The sequence below is a fragment of the Afipia sp. Root123D2 genome, assembly GCF_001425835.1.
In the GTDB taxonomy this organism is placed as follows: Bacteria; Pseudomonadota; Alphaproteobacteria; order Rhizobiales; family Xanthobacteraceae; genus Afipia.
In genome coordinates, this window is record NZ_LMDP01000005.1 from 69,136 (window position 1) to 87,067 (window position 17,932).

Consider the following 17,932-nt stretch of genomic DNA (forward strand, 5'->3'; position numbering starts at 1 on the left):
TCAACCTCCCAAAGCCGCGGTCGCTCCCGCGCGCTGCGGCGCGTAGGGCTCAAGTCCGTTCGGCTCATGCACGTTGGTCAGACGTCGGTTGAAGATGCAGGTCGACTCCTGACCGTTGCGCAACGTCCATTGCGGCGACACCTTGTCGACGATGACGTAAGGCCCTTCGGTCCGGAAATTGACGAGGCTTTCATTGCGCTCGGCATCGACGATGTAGATCGCCGGCGTCTCGCCCTGAAACCGAAACCAGGTCTTCGTCCCGTCGTCGAACACGGCGACCGGCTTGTTCACCGACGAGCCCTTGTAGCCGTAGTCGCTGTTGGCGTTGGCGATGTTCAGATCCTTGAGGTTCGGGTTGGCGGCGCGCTCCTTGGCTTCGGCCAGAAGCCGGGCGCTCGCCTCATCATCCGGAAACCGAAACCGCACCGCATAGATCTGCCCGCCGGGCGGCCGCGTGTTCGAGCGCAGCAGGAACGAATAGATACGCTTGTCGGTGACGACGTTGAGGTTCGATATCGCATTCTTGTCGACCGGCTTGACGAAGATGATGTCGCCTTTGCGGTTCGGCTCGACCTTCCACGCGATCGAGTCGCCGAGCGCCAGGGTTTCGATCTTCTCGTCCGGCTGCAGCTCGATCATCGTCGACGTGCCGTAGCTGGCGTCGATCGCGGTGACGTTGTCCTTATTGTAGACGACGTCGCGTACCCGCGCATCCACCCGTCCCGGTCGCGGCAACGCTTCCGGAAAGGCAGCGCCAGACGCGATGCACAGAATGAAAATGGAGGCGACGCAACATTTGATCATGGCTGCGCACCTGCAGTTCCCGGCGAGGGCGCCGTCTCCTGATCGCGGCGATACTCGAGCACCTGGAAGCCGAGCGGATTGTCAAACCGCCATTCATTGCGCATCGGTGCGGACGTATAGCGGAAGCGAACCAGCGACACCCAGTTGCGGGTGATGATGTTGGTCGGCGACTTCTCTTCGGTGGAAAAACGCGCCAGCGCGGTGCGATTGTTCGGGAACGTGACCGACTTGATGGTGACGGCGACCACGGTATTGGAACCGTAGACTTTCACGGGGTTACTGGGATTGGCCGGCGAGTAGATCTCGGTGAGCTCGCGCGCGGCGTCAGCGGTCGCGAGCAATTGCGCCAGATCGAAATTGTCCTTCAGGGCCTTCGGATCATAGGTCTCGCGCGCCTTGATGTAGCGCACGACGTTAAATGTCGTGATGGCCTCGTCCTGCGTCAGTGACCCCTCGGCCATGGGCCGCTTCACCTCGACGAAGCCGGTTGTCTTGTCGACCACGACCATGTAGGGCTCGTAGGTCTTGAGCGGCACCAGCAAAGCCAGGGTGCCGAGCGTGCCGACGGCCACGATGGTCATCACCGCAGCGACGATCCAGGCGAGCGCCCGCGAATTGCGGTTGCGGCGCGCGATATCCTGCTCCCACGTCAGGCCATCGGCGTAATAGCGCGGATCGACCCGTGCCGGCTCCGGGGCTGTCGTTTCGGTCATGGCCGCCCTCCCCCACTGGACGCCGGTGGGACGCCGGGATTGCGAAGCTGATCAGCCAGACGACGAAATTCAGCGGACTGCGCCCAGGACGCCGCGCGCAAACCGACACGCGCCCGTTGACGCGAGACAAGCTCCTCGCGCCGCGACATCGACGCGGGATCGAGCGGATTACGGAATGCAAGGCGCGCCCGGTTGGCCGTTGCGCCGAGCCGATAGCCGGTGGCAGTGGCAATGACCGATCCGATGCGCGGCGCAAATATAGGGACGCCGCCGGCGATCGCCGCCGCCACGTTGTTGATCTGGCTCAGCAGCAGGATTCCGATGATGGCAAGCAGCACGACCGGGCCGATCGTTGCCCAGGTGGCGGATTTGGAATTGGCAACGCCGTTCAGCGTATCGATCGTCTGCTGGATCAGCGAGACATAGAACGCAAGAAACGCATAGACGAGCACCTGGACCAGGAAATACTGAACCAGTGAACTCATCCAGCCGCTGAAGAACCGCGTCGTAACGCCGAACAGCAGCAGGATGATGAACAGCGGCGCCAATGCCAGCAGCAGCCACATGAACATCTTCGACAGCACGATCAGGAAGATTGCGAAGCCGATCAGGATCGCCATCACCACATAGAACACCGCGGCGAAGATATAGGGCCCCCAATTGGTGATGCCGGCATTCTGCAGAAACGCCTCGGTCGCGCTGTTGGTGGTGTCCCACATGTTCTGCAACGCCGACTGCACGCCGTTGACCGAGTTGAGATTTGCAGACGTTCCGGTGTTGTTGGCGGTCGTGACGGCGCTGAGCAGGGCGTTGCCGATGGCGGAGGGGCCGTCGTTGAGGAGGTTGTACGCCAACGTCTGGAAGTCGCCCCACTTCGTGGCCATGGCGTAGATCAGCATCGCGCGGAACAGCCGGAATGCATGGTCGGCGGGGCCGCCGGTCGCGGTGCCTTGCCAGATGCCCACACCCCAAAAAATCACATAGAGCGTGAGCAGCAGACCGGCGACGCCGGTGGCGCCGCCCGACGTCGCCGCGGTCGCCAGAGCTTGATAGGCGGTCGAGACATAGTTCTGACCGAGCTGGTCGACCGACTGCAGCAACGTGGTGATGTTGAAGGTGTTGGCCATCGCCCCTCTCAGATCGACCGCATCGGGCCGCAACGATCGAGGCGCCGGAAAGCCTCCGGAACGGCCGGCGTTGTCAGATCCGAATAAGCGAGCGGCGTCCCGCCCTCATCGGGAGAGCATGGCGCTTTCAACGGCTTGTAGGCGCAGCCGCCGAGCACGGCAGCCATCACCGCAACGATGGCGAATGTGGTGATGATCTTCACGGCGCCGGCGCCTTGGGTTGGGTGAATGTCATGGCGCGCGACGCGGCGTTTGCCGCGGCATCTTGAGCGCCTCTCGTCCCGGCGCTGACGGCTGGCGCTCGAGCTGGCCCAAGCACGTAACGGCCGATTGCGATGCCGGCAACGAGCACAAGGAGTACGATAAGGATCAGAGTACGCCTGGACACGAGTCCTCCAACACGACTGTTACTGCTGCGTGAATTTCATTGCGCGGGCCGCCGATGACTCGGCGGCGATCCGATCGAGGTTTGCCTGGTTGGCGGCGGCCGCGGCGTTGTTCACAACGCCATTGAGCTCGTTGATGGTCTGACCGGTCTGAATCTGAACCTGCGTGTTCTGGTCGACGCTGCCTTTGAGATCCTGCGCCTTGCCGATTTGCTGTCCGCCCTGCGTGAAGGCCGACGATCGCTGCTGCACGGCGCCTTGGGTTGAGTTGATCAATCCCGACAGGGTGGCTGCTACGTTGACCGAGTTCTTGTAGGCGGTATCCGCCGGATGGGTCTGGCCGCTGATGAGACCGGTGATGGTCTGCACGAGCTGCAGACCGTTGATCAGGGTCGAGACGATGTTCTGCGACGCCGATCCCATGCCGGCGAATGACAAAGCCCCGCCCGAGATCACCGAACCGAGCGAAGGCGCCTGCGCCATCGAGAAACCGCCGCCGAGTGCCATCTGGGCCAGCGTCCCCTGTGCTTGCGAGGATCGATCGCCGGTGACGGCCTGCAAGGTCTTTTGCGTGAACTGAAGGATTTGCTGATCGGCGTTCAGGATTTGCTGGGTACTGGTCGCGATCTGCTGCGCCTTGGCGAGATTGGCGCTGTCGATCACAGGCACCTGCGCCATTGCCGGCGCAGCGCCGGCAACCGCCAGAGACAGCATGGCGAGCAAGACAATCAAGCGCATCGGAGCCTCCCTATCGACTGTTTGCAGAAATCGCGCCAAGCGCCGCAGTCACGTCAGCGACGCTCAGTGCCGCGGTCGCGCCGGCGTTGGCGCCGGTCGCCGCCGTCTGGGCTTGCGCGAGGTAAAAGATGACGTTGCCGTTGCTGTCGACATAGCGCGCACTGACGCACGATGGGTCGGGCGATGATCCGGGTGGTGTGGTCGAGCAGGCCGTGGGCGGCCGGCAGGGATTGGCGGCCGTTCCCGCGCCGATCATGCCGACGGGGCATGCCGGTCCGGTCGCGGGCTGGGTGCTGGTCACGGTCGCCCGCATCCCGAGTGCGGCCTGGCTCATGTCGCTGTTGAGAGCAAGATTAAGCGCGTTCAGCGCCGTGACCCACAGATTGGCCGAACCGATCGCGCCGTTCCAAACCAGATTGTTCTGAAGACGCGCCGCACTGTTCATGTCGATCGCGGCCATCACCGTCGGCGCGGTCCCGACCTGCTGTGCGGAGGCTTGGAATGCCGACTGCGCCGCCGTCATCGTCTGACGGCTTGCATCGAGACCGGCGACGACATCGCCGCTCAACTTGAACAGCGTCTGGCTGTTCAGCGTCGCGCCCTGGGCGCCCGGATCGGGGGTCACAGGCAAATCCGGGCCGTAGGACTGGATCGCCTGGGCGCCGGCGCCGCTCTGCGGCTGCACGGTCGGATCGGTGACGTTGGCCTTCTTCCCCGTCGTCACCGCACATTTGACGCTGCTATTGGCGTCTTGGCGCTGCGTCGTGACCGGCACGAGCTTCACGGTCGTGCCGGCTGTCTGCGAACGCTGCGTCAATTGCGCCGCATCGTTGACCGGAATATCCGCCAGCGCGGGCGGCACACTGAACAGGAGTGCTGTTGCTATGATCGCGATCTGGAGCTTCATGCCTGGCTCCTTCCCATAAAGATCGGCAGCCACACCGCCGGGTCGTCACCAACACGCGCGCGCAGCGCGTCGAGTTCGGCAACCGTCTCGGTGCGCCCGGACAAGACCTTGATCAGATCGGGCATGCTGGCGAGATTGAGCCGCGCCACCACGCTGTCGCGGCCGTGCTTGATCAGGAAGGATCGGCTTTCCGGCGCCGTGCTGCGGATCCATGCAACCTCGCGCCCCGAGAGGCGGAAGGCTTTCTGGTAACTCTCGTCATCCGCTTTTGGATTGGGGAAGAAGATGTTGGTGCTGGTCTGTTCGATCAGCGTATTCGATGCTTTGGATCGCACAATGTCCGCGGCCGACTGGGTGCCGAAGCCGACGATGCCGTTCTGCTTGCGGATCGTCTTGAGCTTGTCCCGAATGAAGAATGCAAACACGTCATCATCGAGCAGGCGCCAGCCCTCATCGAGGAAAATCATCACCGGATCGCCGGTCAGCAACTCCGCCGTCCTGTGGAAAATGTACATGAGGGCTGCAGTGCGGATCACCGGATCATCGAGCACCCGCGTCATGTCGAAACCGAACACGCTCGACAGCGAGAACTGATCCTGCTCATTGTTGAACAGCCAGCCGCGCTGGTCGGAACGCATCCAGCTTTCGAGCCGCGCCAGCAGATCACCCTCGCCGGCGCGGATCCGTCCGCGCAGCAACGTCGAGAACGCCTTCAGCGTTCGACCCGCTGGCCCGCCGATGAGGGCGGCTGCGATCGCGTTGCGGATCACCTGCTCTTCCGACGCGCTCAGATCCGAACCGTTCGCGGGGCGCAACATGAAGGCAAAGAGCTGATACAGAAACTCGCGGTTGGGCGCGTTGTCCGGCAGCGACAGAGGATTAAATCCGGTGGGTTCACCCGGCACCAGCGTCTCGTATTGTCCGCCGAGCGCTCGGATGAAGATCTCAGCGCCGCGATCCTTGTCGACAAACAACAGCTTGGGTCGCGGCTGCACGCGCTGCGTCTGCGCCGCGATGAAAGACAGGAACACCGTTTTGCCCGAGCCGGTTGGCCCGACCACCGTGAAATTGCCGATGTCGCGGACGTGATGATTATAATAGTAGGCGGTCTGCGACGTCGTCTCGAACACCGAGATAGCCGGACCCCAATGATTGCCGTTCGGCCGTCCGCTCGGATAATTGTGCAATGAGGTGAAGCCGGCGAAGTTCTTCGAGGAGATCACGCCCTTGCGCGCGATGTACTGGAAATTCCCCGGAAGCTGCGCCCAGAACGCCGGCTCGCAATTGAGGTCCTCGCGCGTCCAGATCACAGACCGATCGGTCAGCGCCGCGCCGACTGCCGTGACCGCGGCTCCCACCTCCGGCAGACTCCGGCCGAGGCACATCACCGTCATGTGGTGCTCGCCATAGATCGCCTCCGACGCGAGCAGCTCGTCGCGCGCGTCGTCGAGATGCTCGGCGACGATGGAGCCGGCCTCGTCCGACATATCGACCTGTCGCGATACCCGGTCGATCTGCTTGGCGGCCTCGGGGCGGTCGACGATGGCAAAGGTCTGCGTGGCGATGAACTCGTGGGGAACACGCAAGAGGTTGTCGAACGAGCCGGGTCCCGTCTGCGCCGGGTATTCGCGGATCGAGACCATGGCGCCGAAGCGGGTATCGTCAGGTCCGGCGCCGCGCATTTCGATCGCGTTGCGACCGAAAAAGAGCCGCTTCATCGACAGCGCATCTGCGATGTCCATGCGCGGAAGGTGCATCGGGCGCGGAATGCCGCCATTGAGCAATTGCACCAGAAACTCGAGCGGTTCGGAAAACCACACGCCCTCGCGGCGCACGACGCCGAGCTGACGCGCGCCGTAGCCGGCGAGATTCTCGCGCACTGCGGTGGCGGCATCGCGCAACTCAGTTAAGGCGGTCTGCATCGCGACCGACTCGCCGGCTTCGTCCTTGCGGCCGAGCAGCTTGGTCAGCATGACGTCGAACGTCCCGGCCTGACCCTGCAACGGACGCCGCACGATGGTCAGGTAAATGTCGTTGACGAACATGCGCCGCTGCGACAGTGCCGCGTCGTAGCGCTCGTCGAGCTCGCGGCACAACGGATTGTCGAAAGTCGAGTCGATCCGTGGCTGCACCTCGCGGCGGATGATGTGGCTGACGAGCGCGAACCGCGAATTGGCCAGCGTGCGGACGACATCGTTGCGTCCCAGCAGGCGGGCATTAACCTCGCTCATGTCGGAGGTCTCGAAGGAATACCCGTCGAGCTTCAGAACGGTCAGCACCAGGCCGTCGCGGGTCTTCATGATGTTATCGTCGACGTGGCGTGTATAGCACACGTGCGAGGCGACTGGCCGCTCGCGCCGTGAGACCGCGCCGAAGGTCAGTTCATCGAGCAGGGCACGCGCGACCATCGCCAACCCTCACGCTGAGTAGCTGTCCGCGGCCCAGAAGGCGCGCGAGCGAGGCGGGCATTTGGTGGATTTGACGAAAAGAATTTCGAAGATCCGATCGTCGCGCAGCGTCATGACGAAGCCGAACAGATGCAGCGGGATCGCCACCAGCAGCATGAAGAGATTGTGCGTGACGAGGAAGCAGACGCTCGAAACCACGCCGTTGAACATGAAGTACATGTAGGGCACCCCCATCAGCGTCGGCGCGCGCGTCAATGCCTTGACGAGCGGCGTGATGAGGGGATCCTCAAGCTCGTTCTCTGTCATTGTCCGACCGCCGACTGGAAAAACTGCACGATCTGCGCCGAGCCGAACACGAGCACGATGCCGAAGATGACGCTGCCCGCAATGCCCCAGGTCAGCCGCCCGGACCAGGCGAAAAATCCGCAAGCGATCACGGCGAGCGTTGCCAGCGCTGTGGCGATCGGCCCGGTGAGGGCCGACACCAATTGCGTCAGCGTGGATTGAACAGGTTGAAGCGTGCCGCCGGTCTGCGCGGCCGCGTCCGCGATGCTCGCCGTCAGGAGCGCTCCCGCAAGGGTCCAGCGCGGTATCGATTTTTTCATCCAATCCTCCGGTTCAGTCGACATGCATAACGAATCCGTCGCTCCAGCCCTTTTGAGGCGTTGCTTTTGGTGCGGGAGGCGAAGCGGAGGGCGGGGTTTCGGGCTCGATCAGGTCGAGACTGCTCATCCGGTTGCGCGGCTCGGCGTGAGCGCGGCCGCCCGGCGCGGGCCAGACGTAGAAGTCGTTGATCACCTTGGCGACGAAACGCACCGTCTCGGGAAACGGAGGGACACCATGGCTGTCCTCTACGGCCCCCTCGCCCGCGTTGTAGGCCGCGAGGATGAAGAGCGGATTGCGGTACTTGTCATGAAGCGCGCGCAGAAAGCGAACGCCGCCGCGGACGTTGTCTGCGGGGTCGCAGAGATCAACCTTGAAACGCCGCGCCGTCTCCGGCTTCAACTGCATCAAACCGAATGCGCCCTTGTCGGACAGCGCGACAGAATTGAAGTCACTCTCAGCCTTGGCGACTGACTGCACAAAATCCGGATAGAAATTCTCCTCCGTGGCGATACGCACGACCAGAGCGCGTGCCGCTTCCGGCGCCATCGCCTTGGCATCAAGGCAGGGAACGGTTGCGGCAAAAGCGATATCGATCCGCTCGATCGCGGCCGGAGGCGTATTCAGCGGCAGAATCCGACCCGTCGCATCGATGGCCGCCAGCCTGGGCGGCGGAGATGAATCCTGCGCGCTTGCGGTCGCGAACATGGCCAGGACGCCCAATCCGAGCGCTGCGATGCGAATAGACATGCCACCCCGCCTCCACTTTCCAATAGACAATATATTGAATGTTGATACTTTGGCAACTGGATTAAGCCAAGCGTCCCCTGCGCGCACTCCCGGAGGATGGATGAAACGCGGTGCAGTTCTGTGGATGGCCGTCGGCCTGTGTTGCGCGTCCGGCATCGGCGGGACGGCGCGCGCACAGGATGCGTCGTTCGGATGCAAGGTGCTGCTCTGCGCGGCCGCGAGCGTGCCAGGCTGGTCGGGCATCCCTTATTGCGTGCCAGTGATGCAGACGTTGTTTCGGCAGTTGGCAAAAGGCGGCGGCTGGCCGTCGTGTCCCGAGGGGAACGCCAGTGGGGTCGGTTACGAGCCTTATCAGGCCTGTCCCGCCGGGTTGACGCCCGTTCAATCAGCGCCGGACGGTGTCCTCGGTCTGTCCGCAGCGCCGAACGGCGATCTCTGTGCGGACCTGTCGAAGCCGCAACAAGTTTGTGCGGATGGCGACGGCGGTTGCAGCACCACCTATCCCACGACGGCGCGAGACCCGCGGAGCGATCCTTATTACGTCGACATCAGTTCGGCGAATGGCAGCCAGCGGTTCTACTTTTCCTTGCGGGGTTACTGACATGGCAAGAGCTGAGGTTTTCGCCGCAGTCGTGGTTCCGGTGCTGGCATTCAACGCGGCAATCGCAGACCCGGCCGCATCACGATGGTTTCCGGTCCCGGCGAATGCGCTCTATCTGACGGGCGACAGCTGGTCCGACAATGGTGTCACCTATCGCCTCTATGGCGTCCAATCCTGCCTGCGCGGAACGAACTTCACCAACGCGCACGGTCTCCAGCGCGATTGCGGCGAGGCCTCCCTTGCCATGCTGGTGGCGCTCACGCGCGACCTGCGACCGCAATGCTATGACGCTGCCGAGCAACCCAAGACCAAGACAATTTTCGTGTTTTGCGTCTCAAGCCGCACCACTGGTGCGGGCGCGGGATCCCGCATCGATCTCGGCACGGCGCTGGTCGCGACGGGCTTTGCGTTCGCGGCCCTGAAGCCGGATGGTCAGCCGGTGCACGCGCCTTATTTCGTCGCCCAGCTCGTGGCGCAACGCGCCAAGGCCGGCCTATGGGCGTTTCCCGATCTGCCCGACCCGAACGCCATTATCCTGCGTGCGCTGCGCGAGCAAGCGCCGCCAGCTTCGTCTCTTTCGACGACGTCATCCCCGCAAACCACAACACCCTGACATCCAAGCAGCTACCCAAGAGGAGGAAGTATCATGAGAACGACAAACCTGTTCATCCTGCGCGGTCGCGTCGGCCAGGCTCCGAAAGCCTTCAACAAGGCCGCCAAGATCAACGTCGCGACCGATCGGGCCTGGACCGATGGTAAAGGCGAGCGTCGCGAAGAAACCGATTGGGTGACCGTCACCATCCTCAACGAAAAGGTGGCGGAATGGGCGATCGCCAACGTCGCCAAAGGCGACGCGGTCTATGCGGAATGCCGGGTCGCGGATGGGTCTTACAAGAAGGATGGGGAAACCATCTATACGACCGACATCATCGCCAGCGTCTTCCACAAACTCGATCTCGGATCACGCGACGATGCCGCGGCCTAAACTCGTTGTGGGTGTGTTGTCAGGTCTGGCTATCTTCGGCGCCCAGACAAGCCTCGCACAAACGCCCGAGCCGCCACCCGGCATCTATTCGCCGAAGGCTGCGGTCCAGTCGCCGCCGCTGCGCGTCGAGGTGGTCGACGGCACACGCTTTCGCGATATCGAGACCCATGCGGTCTATCGGCTTTATGGAATCGAGACCTGCGCGCCCGAACAAACCGCGCGCCTTGGTCGCCAGCCCTGGCCGTGTGGAACGATGGCGACGGCTTGGCTTGTGAAGGTGACGCTCAACGTCTGGCTGGCCTGCAGAACCCTGCGCGACGAGGCCGGTGAGCATCTGGCGCGATGCGCCTCGGCCGGTCATCCCGACATCGCGGCGGACATGGTGCGCGAGGGCGTTGCCGTTGCTCGTCCGCCGTCGCCGGATGATCCCCGCATTCGCGCTTATGCGCTCGCCGAGCAGGACGCCCGCAAGGCCTATCGCGGTCTGTGGGCGAGCACCTTCCAAATGCCGTGGGACTGGCGCGCCAATCATGATCCCAAGCGGCAGGCTGCCGCGCAGGGCGAGGCCACGCCGTGATCCGTGCATCTCATATCCTGTTTGCGCCGCTGTTGATCGTTCTGGCGGGTTGCGCCGCGCCGGCGGCATCTGTCGCCGACCTGGGACCGCCGGCGCCCGAAGCGCTCTTTAGTCCCGAACGGGTCAAGCCGGGCCGCCTTGAATATGCGCCGGACCGCTCGACCTTCGCGCCGCTGCTGACCGAACGCTTCCCCTATCCCACGCAGCCGGAGGCGAACGCCGCCTATCGTCGCCTGATCGCCGCCGCGCCATCGGACCGTTCCTACGCGTCGTCGATCTGGCTGTTCGGATGCAAGCCCGGGGCCCTCGACGAGCAGACCGCGCGGGTGACGCGCTATCGCGGCCCTGTGGTGCATTGCGCGACGGATTTCCTGGATGCTTCCGGGAGACGGCTGCGCCGTGAGACCGCAAATTTCTACTATTACGGCGCCATCTGGAACATGCAGCCAGTGTACCCGCCGCGCGTCGCAGCGCCGTGGCGCAATCGCGAGCGCTCCCCCCAGGACGTCTGGTGGTGGGTCCCCGGCCGCCCCCGCTACGAATAAGGAACCCGGTTGTGCCGATCGGACAAAGACAATATATTAGATGTTATCCGCGTCCGAAGAGACGTCAGCTAAAACGGAATGGCGCGCGCGCCCTTGGCGCGGTGGTGATGATAGTCAGCCTTACCACCGGTGCTCACACGCAATCGCTGACGCTCGACCCAGGATCTTGGCGGCCGATGTCGTACGCAAACCTCCAGAATTCCTCCCCGGGGACTGCGACCTATCGGGACATTTGGAAAGACGCCATCGACATCAACAATCGCGCCTATCAGGCGCGTGGCGACCAGAGATTCAACGACGGTAACGCCCCCGCCACGGAGGCGCACTTCGTGATCTGGAGTCCTAAGAAATCCGTCGTACTCTCGATCCTTAACACGGTCACCGGCTGCACGCTCAAAGAACTGCGCGCGGCCGCCGGTGCGACCGTCAAACTTTGCCCGTTGAGGATCGCCATCTACGAGGGAATCCAGGTCCGGACTCTCGATGGCGGCTATGCCTGCTTTCTCGAACTTGCTGCGGCCGTCGCCGGCGGCAGCAGCGACGTACAGGCTGCTTCCTACGCTTCCTACGATGTCGCCACCAAGACCGTGAAAACCGGCCTCATCATCGATCACCAGCCCGTCGACGGCTGCTCACAAAACATCGCGCTGAATTCCCAATGAAACGCTGCCCGCCCGCCCAACGTGGTGCCACGCCCGCTGAGGGCGCCGTCAAGGCGACCCCTACGGGGCGCGCTGGCGCGCGGCCTGGACGGCGCTCGCAGCCGTGCCATGCTGGTTGGCGATCTCAGCATCAGGAGGATTCGATGCGATTCCGGTTCACCCTTCCGTTTCTCGCGCTGCTTGCGATGTCAGGCATCGCCGCCGCGCAGGATCAAGCTGCCGATGGCTGGCAGGCTATGAACTATTACAGTTTCCAGACCCCGTCGGCGACCGACCCGTTGCAGACGCTGGTGTGGCCCGACGTGATCCGCGAGGCCAACGCCTATGTGACGACCGAGCTCAAGCGGTCTCTCGACGGCAAGAACGCGCTTGTCACCGCGCTCGCCTCGACCTATCGCGACGGCAACCGCACCATCATCGTGAGCACGGCGCTATCGCGCGCGTGCGATAGCGGCGCCAATGATAAGGGGGCCGCGATCGAGCCGTCGACCTGCCCTGTGCGCATCGTCACGATCGAAAACGGGAAGGTGATATCCATCAAGTCGGACACCGGCTGCTACACGGACCATGCCGATCCCGATCTGCCCGCGAAGAACCGCAACGATATTTCCTACACGCGCTACGACGCGACGGCCGGCACCATCAGCTTCCGCACGTCGATCGGCGGAAGCGACGTGCCGAGCTGCGAACGGGTCTATTCGCTCAAGTAAGATTCGGGAATTAGGAGGGATTTCATGTGCATGCGGTTTGGAAGCCTTGTGCTTTTCCTGGTCCTGTGCGTGATCACTCAATGGCTGGGAAGCAGGCAGGCCGTTGCTGCACAATATTGCGAGCGCACGAATTACTCAGCCCAACAGATCACCGATGCGGTGAGGAGCTCTCCGCTGCGGGATGACCTTAAGGGAACGTCCTGCTCGCTTGGCGGCCTGGGACGCTTCGAGTCTAGCGGCAACAAAGGCAATTACAATGGCAGCTGCTGCACCGGAGTTTTTCAGCTCAACAACGCCAACGTCCAGAAATACGCTGCGACCGACCGGGCGGGCTATGGCTGCATGTCGCTGCAGGACCAGGTCGACGCCTGGGCGAAGCTCACTAACGACGGCTACAACTCACCCGCTGTCAGGCAGCTGGCCTCGATGTCGACCTTCGACGGCCAGAAGGTGGACGCCAGTTTTATTGCCGCCTGCATTCAGCTCGGCACCGGCAACTGCCAGAAAATGTTGAATTCCGGCTCGTGCTCCGGCTTCTCCGACATCAACGGGACGACCATCTGCAAGATGTCGAACAATGCGCGCGCGCTCGCGGACCCGAACTGCAAAGATGGGCAAGCCGTGTGCGGGCCCTCAGGGCCGGGCGATTTTCCGACGACAACGGGCGTCGCCGCCAACCCCCCGACCGCGTCGAGCGCGTCGATCGTTGTCAGTCCGACCGACGTTTAACGATCGTGACCTCAGTTCACCTCTGACGGATCGCGGATGATGAAGTCGGCGAAGGCGTGCAACTGCTGCTCCGTGGTCGAACATAAATTCCCACCGCGATAGTGCGCGTGCACGAGGGCCCAGAAAACGACCTCGTCGGACCGCCCGGCGAAGAGCGCCTTCTGTAGCGTGCGACCGATGATTGTAACAGCACGGATGTGGTCGTAGCGCGTATGAAGTTCCTGGGCGACGATCTTCGTGTCTGCACTGCGGATCACCACGCGACCTCCTCTCTTGTAGATGACTCACTCACGCAGCCGAAGGCAGCCTGGTGTCGGGAAGCACGCGGTCCTCGCAGCCGCGGGCCTGCTGGAGCGCGGCGAGCGTCTCCCGGTTGAACGACATACGCAGAGCGACCACCTCGTCGCGGCCGATGCGTTTCGGAAATCCGAGGGGACGGACAAAGAAGCGAAGCTGCATCGCGATCACCATCAATCGCCAGTCGATCGCGACCGTGACAGTGTCGACCTTGCTCGCCATGCCCCACTCGACAACGCCCTGCGCGAGCTCCAGAAAGGGACTGTCGCCGCGCGGACGCATCTCGCGATGGCCGGGCGCGACGCAAAAACGGGTCCACTCGACCACGCGCGGCCCGCGCGGCGGGCGCTTACGGCACAGGTCCGACAGCACTTCGGTGAGCAGGTGCGGACGCGTCGTCGGCAGCAGGCGCTGGTAGCCCACGATCTCGTCGCCGCGCAGGCAGATATGATGAGTTGCATGTGCGTCGTCGAACCGATCGCGCTCAAGACCGTCTGGCTGGCGCAAGTCCTCCCAGCCCTTCTCCTCGACGAACACCGCGTGGCGGAAACGGAAGGCCCGATCCATCAGCACAGCATGGCGGCTGATGTCCGAGCCAGGGATGACCATAAGCATAGGCGACTCCTCGGCTTGTTGAATGAGCCGAGTTGGCCACGCATGGCGTCGCGCCGGTATGGTCACAAATGACCATTGCCGCGACGAGTTGTGGAGTCAGTTGATGCGCCGCTGTTGCGGCGGCGCCCAAAGATTCGGAGCCGACCAGTGTCATTGTAGCCGCAGGCGACGACGCGGTGATGACGCTGTAATTGGCGGGACGCCAAATATCACGTCACCCGGCGCGGGGCTGCGAGGGGCAATGAACGGCCGGCAGGGCGATCCCGTGACCGACGGGGACGTAGCCGAGCTCGTCGCACAGGTCGCGAAAGAAAACGCGCCGGCGCTCCTTCTCGGCCTCCGCGGAGGAACAGCGAAGAATGTGCTCGCACTCCATGGTGCCGTCGGGGCGGCAGGCCGGGCAATTCGCGATGTGGACCGTGCGCTCCAATTCCGCCAGCGCCTCAACATAGGCGCGCTGGGCCGCGACCGCCCGCGCCTCGAGCGAAGTTTCACGTCGCTCCCTCGCCACTTAACTCTCCCGGCGGGCAGTGTCTGCGGTGCGCCCCCGCAAACGAACCCTCGCTGACTCTTGGTGATCGGGGAGTTGGAAACCGTGCTAGACGGCCCTATGGCCTTTAGTTCGGGTGAACCTGTTGCATACGCCACAGGCCCCCCGACCATAAGGTCAAGGAGTGCGGCGCCGTAACGGCCGGCACCAAACCGCTAGCGGGGTTTCCACGCCCCAGGGCAGCGCGTACTGCCCCGCACGACTCATAACCCCTCGCGACGCGCTGTTCCAGATGGATTCGCAGGGCAATCGCCAGCGGGCTGAAGCAAATACTTGAGCGGACGGAAGAATTTAGAGAAAGCCGCCGCGGGGCATGCCGGGCAAGGCTGCAGGATGCCTCGGCGTATGCCTTGGCTGAAGTGTTTGGGCGTCACCCCTGCGGGGTCGGGCTGGCGGCTGCGCTGAAGCCCCGCATCGCGGGTCTTCCCCCGGCGGGCTGCCATCCCTGACGCGGCGCGCTCGAGCCTGCCGATTGGATTCTTCGACCTGGCGTGCCGACGCTACTTACCAGGGGAATAGGCCGAACTGGCGGCGGCCTCGCGGTGTGCGCCGCTTCCGCCGCCACGCGAACCCGCCAGCACCCGCTTGTCGACACAGAGGAGCGACGCGCGCGCGACACCGCGCGAGCCAGACGGCGGCGATCGTCTGGTCGACACCGCGACGACCGGGCCCCAAGCGTCCGGGGAACGACCCACCCCGCTCTCAAATGGGCTTTCCTTGGTCCCAGCCACGGCCTTCCACGATCAACCCGCGAGGGGTTCGCTACGCAAGCGTGCGACCTCTGCGGCTTCGCCTGCGAGGTGACCGCGGCCGCGCCCGGACACGTCGGCGCCTGTCGAGCGGGGATGGTCCCTGCCCAAAGACGGGAGCCCACGATGTCGCAGAACCTAAACCTCGCCCAGGAGAACGCCTTCAACCTCGCCCGCACCCTGATGGTGCCTGTTGTGCTCTTCCAGGTCGACGACGCCTTCGGCGTGATGGTTTCGAGCGAATACGACGGCGAAGAAGACACCATCGTTCACGATTATGATCCGTGGGAGATTATGGACAGTTGAGGAGTTTTGCTTAGCGCTCGGCCGAAGCAACAGCGGCGGTCGAGCGCGCGTGTTTCGACACGAAACCGCTCCGCCATTCTCCCGACGAACCGGCTTGTGCTCAAGACCGGAGGATGATCGTTCTAGACCTGGCATCCGCAGAACGCGAACCAGATCAGGTTTCGTGAATGATTTTTCCGATATCGCTTATGTCGTACCCACCGATGCTCTTAAATTCATTCTGAAACTTCGATGATCGCAATATCTCGAACATCGTCTTGATTTCCGGCGTGTCGACGCGCTCCGTCTTTACGACAAGGTCATACCGCTCTTTCTTCATTGGAACGAAGTCTATGTTCTCGACTTGCCGGGCTATCTTCTCAGTTCCTACCGCGACGTCCGCTTCGCCACGTCCTACAGCGCTTGCCACCGCCAAATGTGATTGGTTTTCGTCGTCGTATCCAGCGACCTGGCTGCCGTAGAGATTAAGCAATTTCAAGTTCTCATCAAGGAGGACACGCGAGCCAGCGCCCTTCTCGCGGTTGATCATCCGAATATCTTTGCGGGCGAAGTCCCTCCACGAGCGGATGTTCTTCGGATTGCCCTTGGCGACATAGAGCCCTTGCGTCCGATAGGTGATGTTGGCGATCGTGCAACGGATACCCGGAAGCAGAGTGCGAACGTGAGAGACATTGTAGTCATCGCTCGAACTATCCCATAGATGAGCCGTCGCAACGCTGACCCTGTCATGGTAGAGCGAAACCAAGCTGTCGTAGCTGCCGATATAGGCTCTCAGAGCCATCACGCCGTGCATGCGCATAAAGTTCGACAGGATGTCGAGGATGAGATCCTGTCCGCAGATGATGAAACCCTCACCGCCATGTCGGCCCATTGAGAGGTCGAAATACTTGTTCTCGTCGAGAGCGGGGGAGCCGTTGCGTTCTGGCCGGCGCGGCTCTCGTCCGGAACGATTGATGTAGTCTCTGACATGAGCGTCGGTGAAGCGGATCTTACGCCCTACCTTGTACGAGCCGATGTCCCCGTTCTTGATCAGGGCGTAAATGCCGCTCCGACTGACATTGAGCAAAGCGGCCACATCTTCGACCGTGAGCGCGTCCCGCGTCGTCATGAAGGCCTTCCGAATCAAATTTCGTTCATTTTCGTATTAATAGACGCATTCCATGGAGAGATGCCACCCATTTTCGTACATTTTCGCTTTACAGGCGAACGATCCTACGCTTTGTAAGGACGAGACAGGCTGGTGGGGGCCATACCGCTCGCTCTCATCCATTTTCGTTTAGGCCGGCACGGAGCGCCCCCTGATTTGGACTCGGCGGAGCTACCGCTACGAAAGGGAGAACACCTCGTGCCTAATAGCGTCGACCGTATACGTGCCTGGACACGCCGCAGCGTTGTAGTTGCGAGCTTTGGTTTCGCGTTGCTTGGCGCATCGATGTCGAATTTAAAGGCCCAACAGTCGCCGCCTCCGAATGTCGCCGCTGCTGCCGACCTCAAGTTTGCGCTCGACGAGGTCGGCGCGGCCTTCACCCGCGACACGGGAAAGACGGTCGCCCTGACTTACGGGTCCTCGGGGAATTTCCTTCGCCAGATCCAGCAGGGCGCGCCGTTCCAGATGTTCCTCTCCGCGGATGAGGGCTTTGTCCGCCAGCTTGCCGACGCTGGGAAAACAATCGACGGCGGCACCCTCTACGCGATCGGGCGCATCGTGCTGTTCGCGCCCAAGAACGCTCCGTTCAAGGTCGATCCGGAGCTGAAGGACTTCCGTGCCGCCTTGGCCGATGGCCGAGTCCAGAAGTTCGCCATCGCCAATCCCGAGCATGCGCCGTATGGCGTAGCGGCCGAGCAGGCGTTGCGTTCTCGCGGTCTATGGGATGCCGTGCAGCCCAAATTGGTGATGGGCGAGAACGTGGCGCAGGCCGCCCAATTCGCCTCCTCCGGATCCACGCAAGGCGGCATATTTGCGTATTCGCTCGCCCTCTCGCAGCATGTCGGCGATCTCGGCACCTTTGTGCTGTTGCCCGCCGAATCGCATGAACCTCTTCGGCAACGCATGGTGCTGCTCAAAGGCGCGGACGAGACCACACGCGCATTTTACGCATATGTCCAGAAGCCTGCAGCCCGAGCAATTTTCCGCAAATATGGCTTTGTGTTACCGGGCGAAGGCTCCTGA

The 17,932-nt window shown here is 62.8% G+C and carries 25 protein-coding genes; 10 read left to right on the forward strand and 15 right to left on the reverse strand.

What is annotated here, in order from left to right; all coding sequences use genetic code 11:
* Genes virB9 through ASC80_RS21870 form a run of 11 tightly spaced genes read right to left on the reverse strand, consistent with a single transcriptional unit; the run spans position 1 to position 8,436 of the window.
* On the reverse strand, positions 1-804 hold the full coding sequence (virB9, locus tag ASC80_RS21825; protein ID WP_044407317.1) for a P-type conjugative transfer protein VirB9: 804 nt from the start codon (positions 802-804) through the stop codon (positions 1-3).
* The gene (locus ASC80_RS21830; protein WP_044407320.1) at positions 801-1,517 is read right to left on the reverse strand and encodes a VirB8 family type IV secretion system protein; all 717 of its coding nucleotides are present in this window, start codon (positions 1,515-1,517) and stop codon (positions 801-803) included. The genes virB9 and ASC80_RS21830 overlap by 4 nt, the downstream gene beginning before the upstream one ends.
* On the reverse strand, positions 1,514-2,644 hold the full coding sequence (locus tag ASC80_RS21835) for a TrbL/VirB6 family protein (RefSeq protein ID WP_044407323.1): 1,131 nt from the start codon (positions 2,642-2,644) through the stop codon (positions 1,514-1,516). The genes ASC80_RS21830 and ASC80_RS21835 overlap by 4 nt, the downstream gene beginning before the upstream one ends.
* 8 nt (positions 2,645-2,652) lie before the next feature.
* Complete coding sequence (locus tag ASC80_RS21840) at positions 2,653-2,847, reverse strand: hypothetical protein (protein ID WP_044407326.1); 195 nt, start codon at positions 2,845-2,847, stop codon at positions 2,653-2,655.
* Positions 2,844-3,032 carry a hypothetical protein gene (locus tag ASC80_RS23325; RefSeq protein WP_080900918.1) on the reverse strand — a complete coding sequence of 63 codons (189 nt, stop codon included), beginning with the start codon at positions 3,030-3,032 and terminating at the stop codon, positions 2,844-2,846. The genes ASC80_RS21840 and ASC80_RS23325 overlap by 4 nt, the downstream gene beginning before the upstream one ends.
* A 19-nt stretch (positions 3,033-3,051) precedes the next feature.
* Positions 3,052-3,768 (reverse strand): type IV secretion system protein, encoded by a 717-nt coding sequence (locus ASC80_RS21845; protein WP_044407329.1) that lies wholly within the window; start codon positions 3,766-3,768, stop codon positions 3,052-3,054.
* A gap of 10 nt (positions 3,769-3,778) precedes the next feature.
* A complete protein-coding gene (locus ASC80_RS21850; RefSeq protein WP_044407331.1) occupies positions 3,779-4,675 on the reverse strand; it encodes a hypothetical protein in 897 nt (298 codons plus the stop codon).
* The gene (locus tag ASC80_RS21855) at positions 4,672-7,083 is read right to left on the reverse strand and encodes a VirB4 family type IV secretion/conjugal transfer ATPase (protein ID WP_044407334.1); all 2,412 of its coding nucleotides are present in this window, start codon (positions 7,081-7,083) and stop codon (positions 4,672-4,674) included. Before ASC80_RS21855 ends, ASC80_RS21850 begins: the two co-directional genes overlap by 4 nt.
* A gap of 9 nt (positions 7,084-7,092) precedes the next feature.
* Positions 7,093-7,389 carry a VirB3 family type IV secretion system protein gene (locus tag ASC80_RS21860; RefSeq protein WP_044407337.1) on the reverse strand — a complete coding sequence of 99 codons (297 nt, stop codon included), beginning with the start codon at positions 7,387-7,389 and terminating at the stop codon, positions 7,093-7,095.
* On the reverse strand, positions 7,386-7,688 hold the full coding sequence (locus tag ASC80_RS21865; RefSeq protein ID WP_044407340.1) for a TrbC/VirB2 family type IV secretion system protein: 303 nt from the start codon (positions 7,686-7,688) through the stop codon (positions 7,386-7,388). Before ASC80_RS21865 ends, ASC80_RS21860 begins: the two co-directional genes overlap by 4 nt.
* A 13-nt stretch (positions 7,689-7,701) precedes the next feature.
* Positions 7,702-8,436 carry a lytic transglycosylase domain-containing protein gene (locus tag ASC80_RS21870; protein WP_044407343.1) on the reverse strand — a complete coding sequence of 245 codons (735 nt, stop codon included), beginning with the start codon at positions 8,434-8,436 and terminating at the stop codon, positions 7,702-7,704.
* A 100-nt stretch (positions 8,437-8,536) separates the two neighbouring features.
* Between ASC80_RS21870 and ASC80_RS21875 the strand changes: the two genes are divergently transcribed.
* The 8 genes from ASC80_RS21875 (at position 8,537) to ASC80_RS21910 (ending at position 13,245) form a co-directional block, all read left to right on the forward strand.
* Positions 8,537-9,037 (forward strand): hypothetical protein, encoded by a 501-nt coding sequence (locus ASC80_RS21875; protein ID WP_044407346.1) that lies wholly within the window; start codon positions 8,537-8,539, stop codon positions 9,035-9,037.
* A gap of 1 nt (position 9,038) precedes the next feature.
* Complete coding sequence (locus ASC80_RS21880; RefSeq protein WP_044407350.1) at positions 9,039-9,650, forward strand: thermonuclease family protein; 612 nt, start codon at positions 9,039-9,041, stop codon at positions 9,648-9,650.
* A gap of 33 nt (positions 9,651-9,683) precedes the next feature.
* A complete protein-coding gene (locus tag ASC80_RS21885) occupies positions 9,684-10,022 on the forward strand; it encodes a single-stranded DNA-binding protein (RefSeq protein ID WP_044407353.1) in 339 nt (112 codons plus the stop codon).
* Positions 10,009-10,599, forward strand: a complete 591-nt coding sequence (locus tag ASC80_RS21890; RefSeq protein WP_044407357.1) for a thermonuclease family protein — start codon at positions 10,009-10,011, stop codon at positions 10,597-10,599. The genes ASC80_RS21885 and ASC80_RS21890 overlap by 14 nt, the downstream gene beginning before the upstream one ends.
* Positions 10,596-11,144, forward strand: coding sequence for a hypothetical protein (locus tag ASC80_RS21895; RefSeq protein WP_044407360.1), 549 nt, complete (start codon positions 10,596-10,598; stop codon positions 11,142-11,144). The genes ASC80_RS21890 and ASC80_RS21895 overlap by 4 nt, the downstream gene beginning before the upstream one ends.
* A 176-nt stretch (positions 11,145-11,320) precedes the next feature.
* Complete coding sequence (locus ASC80_RS21900) at positions 11,321-11,806, forward strand: hypothetical protein (RefSeq protein ID WP_044407363.1); 486 nt, start codon at positions 11,321-11,323, stop codon at positions 11,804-11,806.
* 143 nt (positions 11,807-11,949) lie between these two features.
* Entirely contained in the window at positions 11,950-12,516 is a 567-nt protein-coding gene (locus ASC80_RS21905) for a hypothetical protein (RefSeq protein ID WP_044407366.1), read from the forward strand.
* A 24-nt stretch (positions 12,517-12,540) separates the two neighbouring features.
* Positions 12,541-13,245, forward strand: coding sequence for a hypothetical protein (locus ASC80_RS21910; protein ID WP_056301884.1), 705 nt, complete (start codon positions 12,541-12,543; stop codon positions 13,243-13,245).
* 11 nt (positions 13,246-13,256) lie between these two features.
* Here ASC80_RS21910 and ASC80_RS21915 read toward each other — a convergent pair whose 3' ends face one another.
* From ASC80_RS21915 to ASC80_RS23330, 3 genes are all read right to left on the reverse strand, one after another.
* Positions 13,257-13,502, reverse strand: coding sequence for a hypothetical protein (locus ASC80_RS21915; protein ID WP_044407388.1), 246 nt, complete (start codon positions 13,500-13,502; stop codon positions 13,257-13,259).
* 31 nt (positions 13,503-13,533) lie between these two features.
* Complete coding sequence (locus ASC80_RS21920; RefSeq protein WP_044407372.1) at positions 13,534-14,157, reverse strand: acyl-homoserine-lactone synthase; 624 nt, start codon at positions 14,155-14,157, stop codon at positions 13,534-13,536.
* A 214-nt stretch (positions 14,158-14,371) separates the two neighbouring features.
* Positions 14,372-14,668 (reverse strand): transcriptional repressor TraM, encoded by a 297-nt coding sequence (locus tag ASC80_RS23330; protein ID WP_152647630.1) that lies wholly within the window; start codon positions 14,666-14,668, stop codon positions 14,372-14,374.
* A gap of 914 nt (positions 14,669-15,582) precedes the next feature.
* On the opposite strand from ASC80_RS23330, the gene ASC80_RS21930 reads away from it, so the two are divergent.
* Positions 15,583-15,762: a hypothetical protein gene (locus ASC80_RS21930; protein WP_056301886.1), complete on the forward strand. Its 180-nt coding sequence runs from the start codon at positions 15,583-15,585 to the stop codon at positions 15,760-15,762.
* 154 nt (positions 15,763-15,916) lie between these two features.
* On the opposite strand, the gene ASC80_RS21935 is transcribed toward ASC80_RS21930, so the two are convergent.
* A complete protein-coding gene (locus tag ASC80_RS21935) occupies positions 15,917-16,870 on the reverse strand; it encodes a helix-turn-helix transcriptional regulator (RefSeq protein ID WP_056301888.1) in 954 nt (317 codons plus the stop codon).
* Positions 16,871-17,179: 309 nt separating this feature from the next.
* Here ASC80_RS21935 and modA point away from each other — a divergent pair, with 309 nt between their 5' ends.
* Positions 17,180-17,932: a molybdate ABC transporter substrate-binding protein gene (gene modA / locus ASC80_RS21940; RefSeq protein ID WP_244487340.1), complete on the forward strand. Its 753-nt coding sequence runs from the start codon at positions 17,180-17,182 to the stop codon at positions 17,930-17,932.